This window comes from Lysobacter sp. (genome assembly GCF_035655815.1).
Taxonomy (GTDB): domain Bacteria; phylum Pseudomonadota; class Gammaproteobacteria; order Xanthomonadales; family Xanthomonadaceae; genus Lysobacter_J.
On the sequence record NZ_DASRTS010000029.1, the window covers coordinates 71,085 to 87,042 of the forward strand.

General features: G+C 66.8%; 22 protein-coding genes. 13 read left to right on the forward strand and 9 right to left on the reverse strand.

Features of this window, described 5'->3' with window-relative positions; all coding sequences use genetic code 11:
• Positions 1 to 5: 5 nt before the first annotated feature.
• Genes VFE83_RS07965 through VFE83_RS07990 form a run of 6 tightly spaced genes read right to left on the reverse strand, consistent with a single transcriptional unit; the run spans position 6 to position 4,157 of the window.
• Complete coding sequence (locus VFE83_RS07965; protein WP_324904832.1) at positions 6 to 311, reverse strand: hypothetical protein; 306 nt, start codon at positions 309 to 311, stop codon at positions 6 to 8.
• Positions 308 to 1,246 (reverse strand): cytochrome-c oxidase, cbb3-type subunit III, encoded by a 939-nt coding sequence (gene ccoP, locus VFE83_RS07970; RefSeq protein ID WP_324904835.1) that lies wholly within the window; start codon positions 1,244 to 1,246, stop codon positions 308 to 310. Before ccoP ends, VFE83_RS07965 begins: the two co-directional genes overlap by 4 nt.
• On the reverse strand, positions 1,243 to 1,386 hold the full coding sequence (locus VFE83_RS07975) for a cbb3-type cytochrome c oxidase subunit 3 (RefSeq protein ID WP_324904837.1): 144 nt from the start codon (positions 1,384 to 1,386) through the stop codon (positions 1,243 to 1,245). The genes ccoP and VFE83_RS07975 overlap by 4 nt, the downstream gene beginning before the upstream one ends.
• A gap of 1 nt (position 1,387) precedes the next feature.
• Positions 1,388 to 2,002: a cytochrome-c oxidase, cbb3-type subunit II gene (gene ccoO, locus VFE83_RS07980; protein WP_324904839.1), complete on the reverse strand. Its 615-nt coding sequence runs from the start codon at positions 2,000 to 2,002 to the stop codon at positions 1,388 to 1,390.
• A 10-nt stretch (positions 2,003 to 2,012) separates the two neighbouring features.
• Complete coding sequence (gene ccoN / locus VFE83_RS07985) at positions 2,013 to 3,452, reverse strand: cytochrome-c oxidase, cbb3-type subunit I (RefSeq protein ID WP_324904840.1); 1,440 nt, start codon at positions 3,450 to 3,452, stop codon at positions 2,013 to 2,015.
• Positions 3,453 to 3,491: 39 nt separating this feature from the next.
• Positions 3,492 to 4,157 (reverse strand): hypothetical protein, encoded by a 666-nt coding sequence (locus VFE83_RS07990; RefSeq protein WP_324904842.1) that lies wholly within the window; start codon positions 4,155 to 4,157, stop codon positions 3,492 to 3,494.
• Between the two features lie 379 nt (positions 4,158 to 4,536).
• On the opposite strand from VFE83_RS07990, the gene VFE83_RS07995 reads away from it, so the two are divergent.
• Positions 4,537 to 5,334, forward strand: coding sequence for a lytic transglycosylase domain-containing protein (locus tag VFE83_RS07995; RefSeq protein WP_324904844.1), 798 nt, complete (start codon positions 4,537 to 4,539; stop codon positions 5,332 to 5,334).
• 3 nt (positions 5,335 to 5,337) lie between these two features.
• On the opposite strand, the gene VFE83_RS08000 is transcribed toward VFE83_RS07995, so the two are convergent.
• Positions 5,338 to 5,835, reverse strand: coding sequence for a hypothetical protein (locus VFE83_RS08000; RefSeq protein ID WP_324904846.1), 498 nt, complete (start codon positions 5,833 to 5,835; stop codon positions 5,338 to 5,340).
• Between the two features lie 234 nt (positions 5,836 to 6,069).
• Between VFE83_RS08000 and VFE83_RS08005 the strand changes: the two genes are divergently transcribed.
• The 12 genes from VFE83_RS08005 to VFE83_RS08060 all read left to right on the forward strand — a co-directional run bounded on the left by VFE83_RS08005 (position 6,070) and on the right by VFE83_RS08060 (position 14,817).
• Positions 6,070 to 6,492, forward strand: a complete 423-nt coding sequence (locus tag VFE83_RS08005; RefSeq protein WP_324904848.1) for a hypothetical protein — start codon at positions 6,070 to 6,072, stop codon at positions 6,490 to 6,492.
• A 2-nt stretch (positions 6,493 to 6,494) separates the two neighbouring features.
• Positions 6,495 to 6,680: a CPXCG motif-containing cysteine-rich protein gene (locus VFE83_RS08010; protein ID WP_324904850.1), complete on the forward strand. Its 186-nt coding sequence runs from the start codon at positions 6,495 to 6,497 to the stop codon at positions 6,678 to 6,680.
• Positions 6,681 to 6,988: 308 nt separating this feature from the next.
• Positions 6,989 to 7,354: an EF-hand domain-containing protein gene (locus tag VFE83_RS08015; RefSeq protein WP_324904852.1), complete on the forward strand. Its 366-nt coding sequence runs from the start codon at positions 6,989 to 6,991 to the stop codon at positions 7,352 to 7,354.
• Positions 7,355 to 7,451: 97 nt separating this feature from the next.
• The gene (locus tag VFE83_RS08020; RefSeq protein ID WP_324904854.1) at positions 7,452 to 8,177 is read left to right on the forward strand and encodes an HAD family hydrolase; all 726 of its coding nucleotides are present in this window, start codon (positions 7,452 to 7,454) and stop codon (positions 8,175 to 8,177) included.
• A gap of 130 nt (positions 8,178 to 8,307) precedes the next feature.
• The gene (locus VFE83_RS08025) at positions 8,308 to 8,757 is read left to right on the forward strand and encodes a hypothetical protein (protein WP_324904856.1); all 450 of its coding nucleotides are present in this window, start codon (positions 8,308 to 8,310) and stop codon (positions 8,755 to 8,757) included.
• A gap of 89 nt (positions 8,758 to 8,846) precedes the next feature.
• Entirely contained in the window at positions 8,847 to 9,551 is a 705-nt protein-coding gene (locus VFE83_RS08030) for a hypothetical protein (protein ID WP_324904858.1), read from the forward strand.
• A 57-nt stretch (positions 9,552 to 9,608) separates the two neighbouring features.
• Complete coding sequence (locus VFE83_RS08035) at positions 9,609 to 10,088, forward strand: GNAT family N-acetyltransferase (RefSeq protein WP_324904860.1); 480 nt, start codon at positions 9,609 to 9,611, stop codon at positions 10,086 to 10,088.
• A gap of 37 nt (positions 10,089 to 10,125) precedes the next feature.
• Positions 10,126 to 11,139 (forward strand): tRNA dihydrouridine(20/20a) synthase DusA, encoded by a 1,014-nt coding sequence (dusA, locus tag VFE83_RS08040; RefSeq protein WP_324904863.1) that lies wholly within the window; start codon positions 10,126 to 10,128, stop codon positions 11,137 to 11,139.
• Positions 11,136 to 12,047 (forward strand): arginine deiminase-related protein, encoded by a 912-nt coding sequence (locus tag VFE83_RS08045; protein WP_324904866.1) that lies wholly within the window; start codon positions 11,136 to 11,138, stop codon positions 12,045 to 12,047. The genes dusA and VFE83_RS08045 overlap by 4 nt, the downstream gene beginning before the upstream one ends.
• Positions 12,048 to 12,184: 137 nt before the next feature.
• Entirely contained in the window at positions 12,185 to 12,532 is a 348-nt protein-coding gene (locus VFE83_RS08050; protein ID WP_324904868.1) for a hypothetical protein, read from the forward strand.
• A gap of 70 nt (positions 12,533 to 12,602) precedes the next feature.
• Positions 12,603 to 13,286, forward strand: a complete 684-nt coding sequence (locus VFE83_RS08055; protein WP_283212106.1) for a response regulator transcription factor — start codon at positions 12,603 to 12,605, stop codon at positions 13,284 to 13,286.
• A 130-nt stretch (positions 13,287 to 13,416) separates the two neighbouring features.
• Positions 13,417 to 14,817 carry an ATP-binding protein gene (locus tag VFE83_RS08060; RefSeq protein ID WP_324904872.1) on the forward strand — a complete coding sequence of 467 codons (1,401 nt, stop codon included), beginning with the start codon at positions 13,417 to 13,419 and terminating at the stop codon, positions 14,815 to 14,817.
• 22 nt (positions 14,818 to 14,839) lie between these two features.
• Here VFE83_RS08060 and VFE83_RS08065 read toward each other — a convergent pair whose 3' ends face one another.
• Entirely contained in the window at positions 14,840 to 15,589 is a 750-nt protein-coding gene (locus VFE83_RS08065) for a zinc-dependent peptidase (RefSeq protein WP_414674707.1), read from the reverse strand.
• A gap of 30 nt (positions 15,590 to 15,619) precedes the next feature.
• Positions 15,620 to 15,877, reverse strand: a complete 258-nt coding sequence (locus VFE83_RS08070) for a hypothetical protein (RefSeq protein ID WP_324904876.1) — start codon at positions 15,875 to 15,877, stop codon at positions 15,620 to 15,622.
• Positions 15,878 to 15,958: the final 81 nt, after the last annotated feature.

Sequence of the window (15,958 nt, forward strand, 5' to 3'; positions counted from 1 at the left end):
GCGGACTACTCGGACTTGCCCCGGCCCAGTGGCCGGTTGAATCGGCTGGCGGGACGCAGCAGCACCCAGGTGAACAGACTGGAGGCCGCGGTGGCTAGCCAGAACATGAAGAACCCCAGGCTGTAGCCGACTGTGCGGGTAATCGGTAGGTGCGGGAACGTCGTGTCCCGAAGCATCAGGGGATCGACGAAGGCGAAGAAGACCATCGTCGAGACGCACGCCGAGAAGAAGCTCGGCCAAAGGATCGCCCCGAGCCGCTGCGAGAGCGGTCGGGGCGGGTGGTCGAAACGCGAGGAGAGTGGCTGGTTCATCGCGAGGCGGAGGTGGGAGGCTTGTTCTTGCCGGGGTGCGAGAGCGACCAGACGTAGGCGGCCGCAAGGCGGGCACGCGTTTCACCGAGGATCTCGCGGTGTGCCGGCATGGAACCGTGGCGGCCGCTGGTGATGGTCTGGTGCAGGCTGTCGCTGCTGTTGCCGTACAGCCAGTAGTTGTCGGTCAGGTCAGGCGCGCCCAGGTCTTGGGTGCCCTTGCCGTCGATGCCATGGCAGGCCACGCACACGCCCTCATAGAGCGGCTTGCCCTGGGCGGCCATGTAGTTGTTCTGCATCGAGGCGGGATCGGAGAGCGTGCGGACGTAGGCGACGACATAGTCGACGGCGTTGTCGCCACCCATGCCGGTCAGGACCTTGCCCCACTCCGGCATCACACCCTCGCGACCGTCGAGCACCGTCTGCAGCACGCGCTCGGGCGAGCCGCCCCAATGCCAGATGTCGTCGGTGAGATTGGGATAGCCGATGGCGCCCTGGGCGGACGAACCGTGGCAGGTCGCGCAGGTGTTGTTGAAGATGGAGCGTCCCAGGGCAAGGGCCTTGGGATCCTGCGCGATCACGTCGATCGACTTGCCCGCGTAGGGCGCGAAAGTCTGCTCGAGCTTCTTGTCCTCGCGCGCTTTCTCGACGGCATGTTCGTTGGCGGACGTCCACTTGCCGACGCCCGCAATGGCGCCGAGGCCGGGGTAGTACACCAGGTAGCCGATAGCGAAGATGATGGTGATGTAGAACAGGTTGATCCACCACCGCGGCATCGGCTTGTTGTATTCCGTCAGATCCTCGTCCCAGACATGACTAGTGTCGGTAGGAGCCGGATCGCCGGGGCGACGCTTGCCCGTCCACCAGATCAGCCAGACGCAACCCAAGATGTTGATCGCCACCAGTGCGATCACGTACCACGACCAACCCGGGCTCATCGCTGCGTCTCCTTGTATTCCTCATCGAGCGGCAGCCGGGCCGCCGAGTCGAACTCTTTCTTGCGCTTCGGGCTCCACGCCCAGACCCAGCCGCCGACGAACAGCACCAGCAGCAGCGTCGTCACGATTCCGGACAACATGTCAGCCTCCCCTCGGGGCATGGCGGCCGAGTCCCTGCAGGTAGGCGACGACGGCATCGAGTTCGGTCTTGTCCTGGACGGCTTCCTGCGCGCCATCGACATCGGCAGCGGTGTAGGGATCGCCGATGCGTTTGAGTGCGCGCATGCGGTCCTGTACCTGCTGTCCGTCGACCTTGTTCTGCGCCAGCCAGGGGAAGCCGGGCATGTTGGATTCGGGCACCACGTCGCGCGGATTGATCAGGTGCACGCGATGCCAGTCGTCGGAATAGCGGCCGCCGACGCGCGCGAGATCCGGACCGGTCCGCTTGCTGCCCCACTGGAAGGGTCGGTCGTAGACCGATTCGCCGGCGAGCGAATAGTGGCCGTAGCGTTCGGTTTCGAAGCGCAGCGTGCGGACCATCTGCGAGTGGCAGTTGTAGCAGCCCTCGCGGACGTAGACGTCGCGTCCGGCCAGTTCGAGCGCGGGGTAGGGCTTCACGCCCGGCAACGGCTCGATGGCTTCCGCCTGACGCATCAGCGGAACGATCTCGGCCAGGCCGCCGAAGGAGACGGCCACCGCGATGAGTACGGCCATCAGGCCGACATTGGTTTCGACTTTCTCGTGTGAGTGACTCATGGCTATGACCTCAGGCGTGAGCGGTCGCGGCTTGCGGCGGCAGCACCGGGGTCGGGACGATCTCGCGCGCCTGCTGCCACGTGCGGATCACGTTCCACGCCATCACCAGCATGCCGGCCAGCACGATGCCGCCGCCGGCCAGGCGGCCGAGGTAGTACGGATACGTGGCGTTGAGCGCTTCGACGAAGCTGTAGGTCAGCGTTCCGTCGGAGTTCGTAGCGCGCCACATCAGGCCCTGCATGACACCGGCGATCCACATCGAGGCGATGTAGAACACCACGCCAACCGTGTGCAGCCAGAAGTGCAGGTCGATGGCCTTCACCGAGAACATCTGCTTCTGACCCAGCAGGCGCGGCAGCAGGGCGTACACGGCGCCGATGGTGATCATCGCCACCCAGCCGAGCGCACCAGCGTGCACGTGGCCGACTGTCCAGTCGGTGTAGTGGGAAAGGGAGTTGACGGTCTTGATCGACATCATCGGCCCCTCGAAGGTGGCGATCATGTAGAACGAGACGGCGACGATCAGGAACTTGAGGATCGGGTCGGTACGCAGTTTGTCCCAGGCACCCGAGAGGGTCATGATGCCGTTGATCGCGCCGCCCCAGCTCGGTGCCAGCAGCACCAGCGAGAACACCATGCCCAGCGACTGCGCCCAGTCGGGCAGCGCCGTGTATTGCAGGTGGTGCGGACCCGCCCACATGTAGATGGCGATCAGGGCCCAGAAGTGCACGATCGACAGCCGGTAGGAGTACACCGGCCGGCCGGCCTGCTTCGGAACGAAGTAGTACATCATTCCGAGGAAGCCGGCGGTCAGGAAGAAGCCCACCGCGTTGTGGCCGTACCACCACTGCGCCATCGCATCGACGGCGCCGGTGTAGAGCGAGTAGGACTTGGTGAAGCCCACCGGCATCGACAGGTTGTTGACGATGTGCAGCAGCGCCACGGTGAGGATGAACGCACCGTAGAACCAGTTGGCCACGTAGATGTGCTTCACGCGCCGCTTGGCGATGGTGCCGAAGAACACCACGGCGTAGGCGACCCAGACGGCGGTGATCAGCAGGTCGATCGGCCATTCGAGTTCGGCGTACTCCTTGCCCTGGGTCATGCCCAGCGGCAGGGTTACGGCCGCGGCCACGATCACCGCCTGCCAGCCCCAGAACGTGAAAGCGGCCAGCCTGCTGAAGGCCAGCCGCACGTGGCAGGTGCGCTGTACGACGTAATAGCTGGTGCCGAACAGTGCGCAGCCGCCGAAGGCGAAGATCACCGCGTTGGTGTGCAGTGGCCGGAGTCGGCCGTAGCTGAGCCACGGGATGTCGAAGTTGAGCGCCGGCCAGTACAGCTGGGCGGCGATGAGTACGCCGACCGCCATGCCGACGATGCCCCAGACCACCGTCATCGCGGTGAACTGGCGCACGATCTTGTCGTTATAGGTTTCTACGTTGGTTTGCATAAGTGGGCACCCCCTGCGCCACGGCCGGGTCGGCGAATACTAGAAATCGGGCTTTCCGATGCGCTTGATCTGGATCAAGTCGATCCGGCGCGTGGAGGCGGGCGGCGCGCGCGAAGGGCGTGCCCGGACACGCTCAGGCGCCGATGCGGTGGGGCTGGATGTGCCGCCTCCGCCGGCGCCGGCGCCGGTAACCAGAATCGAGGCGACCTGCCCGGCGGCGGCGAGTCCGAACCTGTTCCGCTGGATCGGTTCGGCGGCGCTGGATCCCGCAGCACCTTGGGCGACCTGACTTCCGGTCTTGCCGAGCCCGAGGTTCGACTGCTGGCCGCTATCGACCAGCGCATCGAACACGCATTGCAGGTACTGGGCCCGCCGGCGCACAAGGCGCTGGCCGGCGAGGCTCAGACCGTTCGGCGCAGCGTGTGGCTGCAGGTAGGCGTCGAAGCACATGGCAATGACACGCAACAGCCGCCGCCCATGCGGAGTGACGACGATCCGCTCTGGTTCGATCCACACCAGGTCGTCGTCCTGCAGCGATTCCAGCCGGCGCAGGACATCGGCGAAGTACTGGGTGAACTCGATGCCATGCGCGCGCTGGACGGCGCCGATGGGGATCTCGCTCTGGCACATGAGTCGTTCGATCACGTCCGAGCGCAAGTGCAGTTGCACCACTTCGCGATCCGGATCGAACAGGCCGGACACCATGCCTGTCTCGCGGCCCAGCCGATGCCTGTAAGGCTCGGCAGTGGGTGGTTGCGCGCGATGGCGTGGTTGCGGCCGCCATTGCGGAACGGCACATGCACGTACAGCGACAGCCGGCTGGGAATCGGATCGCCCTTGCCCAGCCGAATGACATCCGCCAGTTCGCCGGCCCGAAGTCCTGGCTGAACTGGGGGGAGTGGCCGGATAGGAGCTGTGACGCGGTCCCGCCGGTCGTGGCGGCGCAGCAGTTCGGTGGGAAGGGGCGGGACGGAAGGCATGTCGGGCAGGCTAGCGACGGGCGGCAACTTGGCATTGAGGCGATCAACCGCAACACGCCGCGTCGTTGCACGGCCGTTCCGGAGGCGCGGCTAGAATCCTGCGGATGAACCGGTCCCGTTTCATCGGGTGGGGGCTCCTGGCGCTGGCGCTCTCATGCCTGGCGCCGGCGGAGGCACGCACCGTCTACCGGTGCGTACGCGACGGGACCGTCAGCGTATCGACCGCGCCGGAGCCGGGCTCGCGTTGCAAGGCCCGCGAGATCGACGACAACGCCGCCTCGGTACCGAACCTGCTCGGCACCGGCGAAGCAGTCAGCGGCGTGCTTTACGAGCGCGTGCAGGACGGCAAGGTCGTGTACGGCACGCGCAAGCTGCCGGGCGCGGTGAAGGTACTTTCGTTCACTATCCCCGCTCCACCGGGGGAGCCTGCGCACATCGGACTCGGCACGGTCGGCGCACCGCGCCTGGACCGCTATCCGAAACAGTTCCGCACGGCCGCTCGTGCCACCGGCGTCGATGAAGCCTGGCTGCGCGCGATCGCGCATGCGGAGAGCGGCTATGACGCGTTGGCGGTATCGCCCAAGGGAGCGCAGGGCGTGATGCAACTGATGCCGCAGACCAGCCGCGAGTACGGCGTCGTCGATCCCTTCTCGGATCGCGAATCGATCATGGCCGGCGCCCGCCATCTGCGCGCGTTGATGCGGCGCTACGGCAACGATCGGGTACTGGTCGCAGCGGCCTACAACGCGGGAACAGGCGCAGTCTCGCGTTACGGAGGCGTTCCTCCGTATGCGGAGACGCAGGCCTATGTCGCGAAGGTGCAAGTGCTGTACGCGCGATACCGCGATGCGCTGGATGCTTCCGGCACGACGGCGTCGCGTGCGCGGGCGAGTTCCCCGTAGGGATCAGGCCATCGCCTTGGTCGACTCGTACGGCAACGGTGTCGCACCGGCGTTGACGAGCAGCGGCTCGATGCGGTCGAGCGACGGCTTGTCGCCATCGAGTACCACCAGGATGCGACCGGCCTGGATCTCGGCGTCGAACTTGCGCCGGATCGGATCCGGCAGCGACGAGCCGACCAGCGCCGACGCCCAGCTGCCCACCAGCGCACCTGCGACCGCTGCGGCGGCTGCGCCGGCCAGCGTCAGGCCGATCGGCGTGACCACCACCGCGGCAAGACCGGCCAGCAGGCCTGCGGCGCCGCCATAGCCGGCTCCGCGCACGGCGGCCGGCAGCAGGTCGGTGTCGGCTTCCTTGCGGTCGTTCGGAATGTCTTCCAGTTCGATGTCGGAACGCGCAACCAGCAGGATGTCGTTGTCGTGCACGCCGGCGTTGCGCGCGACGTTCATGACCGCCTGCGCCGTATCCAGGTCCGGGGTGCTGAACACATGACGGATCTTCATGGCTCCTCCGTGTTCGTTGGACGCTGCGCCGGGCTGCATCGCCGGCGACGATGGTCCCAGCTTTGCCTCGCAGCGGTGACCGCGACGTGACGGGGGGGCTTGCGCCACGCAGGGTGCTAACGTCCGCTCCACAGGCCAATGTAGAGGTGAACGATGAAACTCAGTGTCGTGTTCGTTCTGCATGCAGTACTTGTTGCTTCGATCGCCGGATGCCGCGCACCTGATCCAGCCCCGATGCCTGAAGCGGTCGCACCCCCGCCGGTCACCGCCGACACCTCCGAGCAGCCCGCGCGCTCCACGGACGTACCGGCACCGGATGAGCCCGTCCCGGCCAAAACCGTGTCGCCGGATGCATTCGTGGATCGTGTGTGGAAGGTCGAATCTTCCAGCGCCGCCGAGCCGGGCACCTTGTATGCCTTCCTGTCCGACGGAACGCTGGTCATCGATGCGCCGAACGGCACGCCAGCCCATGGCCGTTGGAGCTTCGAGAACGGCGCGCTGACGATGATCGAGGAAGGCGTTCCGTATCCCGTCGACATCCTCGCGCTTGACGGGAGCGCGATGCGCTTGCGCAGCCACAATCCGGGAGAACCGGTCGACCTGTCGCTCGTCCACGCGCCTTCCGAACCGTTGCCAAAAGCGCCTGCGAAGCGGTAGCCATGCTTTCGAACGTGGATGTGCGGTGTCCGTATTGCGGCGAGTGGATATCGCTCGTGGTGGACGAGTCCGCGGGGTCGCAGCGCTACATCGAGGATTGCCAGGTCTGCTGCCAGCCGATGGTGGTGGCCGTGGAGGTCGATGAGGACGGAAGTGCTTCGGTGCAGGTCGAGCGTGAGGGCGGCTAACGCACCATGGACACCCGGGTTGACGCCTTAGCGGTGAAGGTTGTGTTCCGTTCAGTCGGCGCGCGACCAGTCAGACCACCAAATTCTTGCGCGCAGTCACGCGAGCAGACGATCGCCGTCACTTTCGCCCGTGTTTGCTAGCGGCATTCGCAAGGCCATTGGTTAACGCAACGTTGCCTTAACGCTTTGCGCGCGCGGAGCGTTCATGCGGGGCGCGGCATGGTGCAGGCGTGCGGCCCGTCAGCATTGACGGACGGGTTCAGCGCAGAACCATTTGCCATTCCTTGATCGACTCCAGGAGACACCGCATGAGCATCCAGAACCGCACGCTGATCGCCGCTGCCCTCGCCGCCGTCCTGGCCGCGCCAGTCGCTTTCGCTCAGACCACGTCGCCGACGTCCACGCAGTCGAGCGATGCTGCTGCGACGCAGGATGCCGCGGCTGCTCCGGCCGGCGCTGCTGCCGCGCCGCAGAAGAAGAGCTGGTCCGACGTGGACACCGACAAGAACGGCTCGCTGAGCAAGTCCGAAGCGCTCGCCGTGCCGGCGTTGGGCCAGGTCTTCGACCAGGCCGACTCGGATGCCGACGGCGCCCTGACCGCCGACGAGTACAAGGCCTATGTGGCCAAGGCCCAGGGTGGCGCGGCCGGTTCGAACGGCGGCGGCAAGCGCTGATAGCGCCCAGCCGGTCATCTCCAATGCGCATGGAACGGGGCGGCTCAGGCCGCCCTTGTTCTTTCCTGGCGTCGTCCAGGCACGGCGCCGATACACTATGCCGATGAGCAAGATCCGACTGATCGGCTTCGACGCCGACGACACCCTCTGGCGTAGCCAGGACTATTTCGACGAAGCGCAGCTCGAGTTCGAACGCATCGTGGGCGCCTACGTCGACCTGCACGATGCCCGCGTGCACGAGCGCCTGTACGAAGTCGAGAAGCGCAACATCGCGCTGTTCGGCTACGGCGTGAAAGGCATGGTGCTGTCTATGATCGAAGCGGCGGTGGACATCACCGGCGAACGGATCAGCGCGCATGACCTGCACCGCATCGTCCACCTGGGCAAATCGCTGCTGCAGCATCCGGTGGAACTGCTTCCGGGCATCCGCGATGCGGTCGAGAGCATCGCCGCCGAATTCGACGTGGTGCTGATCACCAAGGGTGACCTGTTCCACCAGGAAGCCAAGGTCCGGCAATGCGGATTCGCCGACCTGTTCCGCCGCATCGAGATCGTCAGCGAGAAGGACGCGGCGACCTACGCCCGGTTGCTGGAGGAATTCGACCTGTCGGCCGACCGCTTCGTGATGGTCGGCAATTCACTGCGTTCCGACATCGCACCGGTGCTGGAACTGGGCGGGTGGGGCATCCACGTGCCTTATCACACCAACTGGGTGCACGAGAACGAGGCGGACGTGGCCGACGATGCGCCGCGCCTGCGGCGGGTTGGCACAGCGCATGAGCTGCCGGCGGCCGTGCGCGAACTGGCCGCCGCTGCGGGTTGATGGTCGGGGCGATGCTCAACGGCGCCTGAGCGACACCGGCGTGGCCCGGCTGGATTAAAAAATGGTTCACGCCTGCCACCGCATCGTGCTTCCAGGTCCGCAAGGTGCGGGCATACAGGGAGCAGGAAACATGGCCACCGTCCTTAGCCGATGGTTCGCCCCGGCGGTACTGGCTGCAGGCCTCGGCATCGCCGCGATGGCGCCAACTCCGGCGCGCGCGGACGACGACTGGGCGCAGGTAATCGTGGACGTCGCCGACGTGATCTACCACGGCGGTTATCCGTATTACCGGCATGACCGCGGCTACCGCGATCGCCTGATCGTCGTGCATGACTACCGCGGCCGTCCCAGCTACTACCGCCGCGTGTATCGCGCGGGTCCGCCGTACGGGAATGCCTACGGCTACTGGAACGGCCCCTCGCGCGGCAAGTGCAACAAGCACGGCCGATGCACCACGCATTACTACGACGCGCGATACGACCATCGTTACGATCGCCGCTACTACTACGACCGGCATCACCGCGATCGTTACGATCGGGACGACCGCTACTACGATCGCCGCTGGCGCGACCGCGACTGATGCGCCGGACGGCCTTCATAGCGGCTTCACCGGAGGGCCAGCAGCATTCGGCCCGCCCGCGCCGCCGCGCACCCATCAAGGAGAGCCTCATGCGTAATACGTGGCAATCGAAGGTTGCGGCCCTGCTGGTGTCGGTGGTGGGCCTGTTCGGATTCGGAAGCGCGGTTGCGCAGGACTATACCTTCGGATGGAACCCGCGGTCGGGCGACGTCTGGGTGGACACCTGGCTGGGCGACATGAACCGTTACGGCTCACGCTACCGCGACCCGTTCGTGGACGAGATGGTTCGCTATCACGGGGCTCCGCGCGACCTGGTCACCGATCTGCTGGTCAACCGCCGCTGGGCGCCGGGCGATGTGTACTTTGCCTGCGCGCTGGCCTCGGTTCTGGGTCGCCCCTGCCGCTACGTGGTGGACGTGTGGGAACGCGACCATGCGCAGGGCTGGGGCGCAGTCGCCAAGAACCTGGGCATCAAGCCGGGTTCGCCGGAGTTCCACCGCCTGAAGAAGGGCTTGGTGCCCAGCTACGACCGCTGGGGGCGCAACATCACACTCGACGCGGATCTGCAGCGCGACTTCCCGGGACGTGGCAAGGGTCCGCAGGGCAAGGCCACATCGAAAGGCGGCGGCCCCGACAAGGCGCAGGGCGCCGGCAATGTGAAACCGAAGGCCGCGTCGGCCCAGGGCAAGGCGCAGGGCGCCTCGTCGAAGGGGCAGGGCCAGGGCAAGGGACAAAGCCAGGGTCAAGGCCAAGGTGGCAAGGGTAAGGACAAGGGCAACGGTAACGGCAAGTGATGTTTAGGAACGGCGGCTTCGGCCGCCGTCCTGTTTGCGCGCCCTTATCATTGCGGGATGAGTACCCGCGTCCGCATCGTCGATTACGCGCCCCGCTGGCGCGAGGATTTCGCCCGTCTCAACCTCGAGTGGCTGGAGCGCTGGTTCACGGTGGAGCCCATCGACCGTGAAGTGCTGGGCGATCCCGAACGCCACATTCTTTCGTCGGGCGGCCACATCCTGTTTGCGATCGACGAGCAGGATCGTGCCGTCGGCACGGTGGCCCTCAAGCAGGAATCCGCGGGCGTTTTCGAACTCACCAAGATGGCCGTTGCGCCGGAGACGCGCGGGTCGGGCGTCGGACGCCTGCTGATGGAAGGCGCGATCGATGTGTTCCGCCGGCGTTCCGGCCGGGAACTCTTCCTCGAATCCAGCAGCAAGCTCGGCCCCGCGCTGGCGCTGTACGAAAGCGTGGGCTTCCGCCATTACCCGGCGCCTCGTCCCGGCTCGCACTACGCTCGCGCCGACATCTACATGGTGTGGGAACCGCAGGCGTGACCGGTCCTATGGTGCGCGCGCCGTACAATCCACACCGATGATCCAGGCTTCCGCCATTCCCGCGTCGCAACTGCGCCTGTCCGTCGCCCCCATGATGGACTGGACCGACACCCACTGTCGGGTTTTCCACCGGCTGCTCGCTCCGCATGCGCGGCTTTACACCGAGATGGTGCATGCCAACGCGGTGATCCACGGCGATCGCGCGCGACTGCTGGCGATGGATCCGGTCGAACATCCGGTTGCCTTGCAGCTGGGCGGCAGTGAGCCGGACCTGCTGGCGCAGGCCGCACGCATCGGTGCGGAGCAGGGCTTCGACGAGATCAACCTCAACTGCGGCTGCCCGTCCGATCGCGTGCAGGCCGGCCGTTTCGGCGCCTGCCTGATGCGCGAGCCGAACCTGGTGGCCGACAGCGTCGCGGCGATGATCGGGGCCGTGCCAGCCTCGGTGCCTGTGACGGTGAAGTGCCGCCTGGGCGTGGACGACGATCACGACTGGAATCGCTTCCGCGCCTTCATCGACACCGTGGCCGCGGCCGGTTGCCGCATGTTCGTCGTGCACGCACGCAATGCCTGGCTGCAGGGCCTGTCGCCGAAGGAGAACCGCGAGGTTCCGCCGCTGCGCTACGACTGGGCCTACCGCCTCAAGCAGGAACGCCCCGCGCTGCAGGTCATCGTCAACGGCGGCATCGCGACGCAGGGCGAAGCGACCGCGCACCTGGATCACGTCGACGGCGCGATGCTTGGACGCGCGGCGTATCACGATCCCTACCTGCTGCACCGGCTCGATGTGGCGTGGTTCGGTGGTGAGCTGCGCAGCCGCGGCGAACTGCTGCGCGCGCTGCGGCCGTACGTGGAATCGCAGCTCGCGCGCGGTGTGTACCTCAAGCACATCACGCGGCATCTGCTGGGGCTGTTCGCCGGCGAGCGCGGCGGCCGCGCGTATCGCCAGGTGCTCAGCGAGGGCGCTCACAAGGCGGGTGCCGACTGGTCGCTGATCGAACAGGCGCTCTCGCTCACCGAATCCTTCGCCGAGCGCGCCGACGCGGCATGATCACGCGCGAGCTCGCGGCGTTCGTCGAATTCGCGCGCAACGTGGCGCCGGATTTCGGGCCGGCCACGGCGCGCGCGGCCTTCCTCGTCGCGCCGGACGGCTTCCGCCTGGCAGAGCAATCCGCCGCGGACAACCGCTACATGGCGACGGCAGTCGATTTCGATGCCGTGCATGCGGCCCGCCAGCATCACGAACTCCAGCGTGCACTGTCGCAGGTGTTGCCGACAGTCTGCTTCGCCGGCGATGCGGAGACTCCCGACGCCGTGTTCCCGAACAACGTCTTCGCCACCGCGGCCGGCCGTTACGTGGTGGGCCGCATGCGCCATCCCGTTCGCCAGCGCGAAGCGGAGCGTGTGGACATCCGAGGCTTCCTGGGCGGCGTGCTGGATTACGCCGAGATCGACCTGTCAACGCAGCAGCATGCCTGCGAGCTGACCGGGTCGCTGGTCATAGATCGGGCGCGGGGCCTTGGCTTCTGCGGACTGTCGGAGCGCTGCGACGAGGAAGGTGCGCGGCTGATGCACGAGGCCTTCGGCCTGCGTGCGACGTTGCTGTTCGACCTGGCCCCGGGCGAGTACCACACCAACGTGGTGCTGGCCGTGCTCGCCGGACGGGCGGCGCTGGTGTCGCCCGGCGGCTTCGCCGATCCCCGGGTGCCGCAGGCGATCGCCGACCTGTATGCCCCGCACGGGATCATGTTGTCGCCGGGCGAGCACGCCGCGTTCGCCGGCAACGCGATCGCGCTGTCGGACGACGTGGTCTGGATGAGCGCGCGGGCGGCCGGTGCGCTGGCGCCCGGCACCCGCGAAGCCATCGCCGCGGCCGGCTTCCAGGTCCGGGCGGTGGAACTCGACGGCATCGAGGCCGGCGGCGGCTCATTGCGCTGCTGCGTCGCCGAGATTTTCTGAAGCCTCCCGCCACGGCAGCGGGGCTGAACCCCGGCCCCCGGCAGACGGAAAAGTTCAGACCGGATTCACTGCATCGTTCCGAGAATGCACACCTGTCGCACGATCGTGCGATATTGCTACGGTTCGCTACTCAGACCATGAAGATGCTGCCAGTTCGCCCCCTGTTCCTGCTGCTTCTCGCCGCCCTGGTCGCGACGGGAAGCACTGCGTGGGCACAGGGGCGGGGTAATGGCGGCAACCCGAACCGGGACGACCGGGGCCACAACCGTGGGCCGGACCGACAGGCGCTGTCCGATTCGGTTCGCCGTGTCGAGCGCCGGACCGGCGGACAGGTGCTGAGCGCCGAACGCGTCCCCTACGATGGCCGCGACGTCAACCGCGTGAAGGTGGTCGATTCCAGCGGTCGGGTCCGTATCTACATGGACGACCCGCAGTCGCGTGGACGCGAACAGGAAGAAGACCGTACACGCCGTAACGACGACTGACCCGCCACGCTTCCCGGGTCCGCCCCGGCCTCTGAACAGGCCAGACGGAACGACAGACATTGGAGTCCACATGCGAATTCTGCTGGTCGAAGACGAAGCTCCCCTCCGCGAAACCCTGGCTGCCCGACTGAAGCGCGAAGGCTTCGCGGTCGACGCCGCGCAGGACGGCGAGGAAGGCCTCTACATGGGCCGGGAAGTTCCGTTCGATCTGGGCATCATCGACCTGGGCCTGCCCAAGATGTCGGGCATGGAGCTGATCAAGGCCCTGCGCGACGAAGGCAAGAAGTTCCCGGTGCTGATCCTGACGGCGCGCTCGAGCTGGCAGGACAAGGTCGAAGGCCTCAAGCAGGGCGCCGACGACTACCTGGTCAAGCCGTTCCACATCGAGGAGCTGCTGGCCCGCCTCAACGCGCTGGTGCGCCGCGCCGCCGGCTGGAGCAAGCCGACGCTGGAATGCGGACCGGTCGTGCTGGACCTGGCGGCGCAGACCGTCAGCGTCAACGGCAGCAACGTCGACCTGACCAGCTACGAGTACAAGGTGCTCGAGTACCTGATGATGCATGCCGGCGAACTGGTGTCTAAGGCCGACCTCACCGAGCACATCTACCAGCAGGATTTCGATCGCGACTCCAACGTGCTGGAGGTCTTCATCGGCCGCCTGCGCAAGAAGCTCGATCCCGACGGCTCGTTGAAGCCGATCGAGACGGTCCGCGGCCGCGGCTATCGTTTCGCCATCGCGCGCACCGGAGAGTAGGACTCCGCGCACGAAACCGACGGCCGACGCGTCGTCGCCGTCGACGGGCAATCGTCAACGCGCGGCGCGCTGGTTACCCTTCGCGGACGATGTCGTCGCAGGCTCCGTTACCTTGCACCGTAGACCGCACATGAGCTGGGGCCAGCCGCGTTCGCTGCAGGCCCGCCAGTTGCTGGCCGCGAGCCTGGGCCTGGTGGCCTTCCTCGCACTGGCCGGCTATGCGCTGGACCGTGCGTTTCTGGAAACGGCCGAAAGCAACATGCGCCAGCGCCTGCGCAGCCTCGCGCTGGCCTATGTCGCCGGTGGCGAGTTCGCGCGCAACGGCGAGTTCATTCCGCCCTACGAGACAGTCGACCCGCGCCTGGAGCGCCCGGGCAGCGGCCTGTACGCCGAAGTGGTGTTGCCCAACGGGCACTGGGATTCGATGTCCGCGCAAGGGCCGACGCTGCCGGCCGGCGAGATGCTCGACGCGAACCAGGAAAGTTTCGAAGGCCCGTTGCCGATCACCGAGATCAGCGGCCAGCCGGGTCAGGCCTATCGCTATGGCCGCGGGTTGATCTGGAGCGCCGGTGGCGACGATGCGCGCTCGGAGTTTCCGTACACCATCTACATCCTCGAAGACACGACCGCGCTGAGCCGGCAGGTCAGCGTGTTCCGGCAGGCACTGTGGCGCTACCTCGGCGGCGCGGGCCTGATCCTGATGCTGCTGCAGGCGGTGATCCTGCGCTGGAGCCTGCGCCCGTTGCGGCGCGTGATCGACGAACTCAAACGCGTGCAGCGCGGCCTTGCCTCGCGCATGAGTGGCCGCCATCCGCGCGAACTCGAGCCGCTTACCGAGAGCATCAACGCCTTCATCGAGAGCGAGCGCGAAAACCTGGATCGGCAGCGCAACACGCTCGCCGATCTCGCGCACAGCCTGAAGACGCCTTTGGCCGTGCTGCGTGCGCGCATCGGCGAGGACGTGCCGGCCCAGGAGTTGCGCGAGGAGGTCGAGGCACAGGTGCGGCGCATGAGCGACCTGGTGTCGTACCAGCTGGCACGCGCAGCGCGCTCGGGCCACGTGCTGTTCGCCGCGCCGCTGGAGATCGAGCCGTACGCCGACCAGATCGTACGCAGTCTGGAGAAGATCTACGCCGCCAAGGGCGTGCTGTGCGAGTTCGATATCGACGATGGCGTGAAGTTCTACGGCGAGCCGGGCGACCTGCAGGAAGTACTGGGCAACCTGCTTGAGAACGCCTTCAAGTGGGCGCGCTCGCGCGTGCTGCTGACGGTGAAGGAGGGAGAGATCGCGCCGAACCGGCGTCCGGGCCTGCTGCTTGCGGTCGATGACGACGGCCCGGGCGTGCCCGAGGACAAGATCGATCTGGTCCTGCAGCGTGGCGTGCGCGGCGACGAGCGCGTGCAGGGCCACGGCATCGGGCTAGCCACCGTGCAGGACGTGGTGCGCAGCTATCGCGGCACGCTGGACGTCAGCCGTTCGAAGGAACTGGGCGGCGCGCGCTTCGAGGTGGTGTTGCCGCCGGGCCTGTGACGCGTCGCTGCGTCAGCGATGGTCACCCGACGGAATCGAAAGGAGACGGGCCGTACATCCGTTGCAGGTGTGCGGCGATCGCCGGCATCGTCTCGCGCAGCAGCTGCGGATCGCTGAAGTGGTATTCGCTGACGACGGCGAAGAACTCCTCGGGGGCTTCCGCGGCGTAACCGTCGATGATGGTTTCACTGCCGGCATCGACCTGTTCGGCCAGCGCGTCGTAAGCGGCCTGGAAATCGCGTGCCCACTCGCGCTGCCAGGGACGCGGCAGAGGTGGAGTGCCGTCGAGCACGCCGTCGAGCACATCGATCTTGTGCGCCATCTCGTGCACGGCCACACAGAAGCCGGCGTGCGGATCCTCGCAGTCGGCGACGACGTCGGCCCAGGACAGGATCAGCGGCCCCTGGTCCCAGGCTTCGCCGATCAGTTCGTCCTGCCATTCGTGCAGCACGCCGGCCGCGTCGACATGCGTGCGATTCACGCGGAATGCATCCGGATAGACGATGAGCTGCGACCAGCCACGAAGGCCCTCGGCGCCGAATTCCAGCAACGGCAGGCAGCACAGCGACGCCAGCGTGCAACGTTGCACGTCGTCGAGCGTAAGGTCGCCAAGCGGGGTGATGGTCTTTTCGTGCAGGAACCGCGTACTGAGATCGCGCAGTCGCGCGTCGCGCTCTGCATCCAGTGCCGCAAGCCAGGGCACGAACGTGCGCGTGGCCTGCCAGACAGAGTCGGGAATCGAAGCGGGTGGACGGCGCAGGCGCCGGAACAGTCCTAGCAAACCGGTACCGCCCTGTGACGCTTAGCGGAACATGCCCGGCAGGAAGCTATGCCAGCGCGGCGACTGCATGCGGCCGCTGCTGGCGTCGCTGTGGACGGTCGGCTTGGCCCTGGCTTCGCGGGCGGGTGCGATCGCGCGCGGCGTGGCGCGCGGCGCCTGGCGTGCCAGAGAGGTCGCTTCCGGGCAGCTGCCGCTATTGGCGGAGCTGAGCTTGATCTCGCGCGCGGCCACGGTCGAACTGGCGACCACGATCAGCACGCACAGGCAGATCCGGAACATGGCGGAATCCTCGGACGGACCGGGGACGGACCCCGGGCAAGACTGGACTATACCGCGAAAACAAGGCGTCGACCGGGCGGT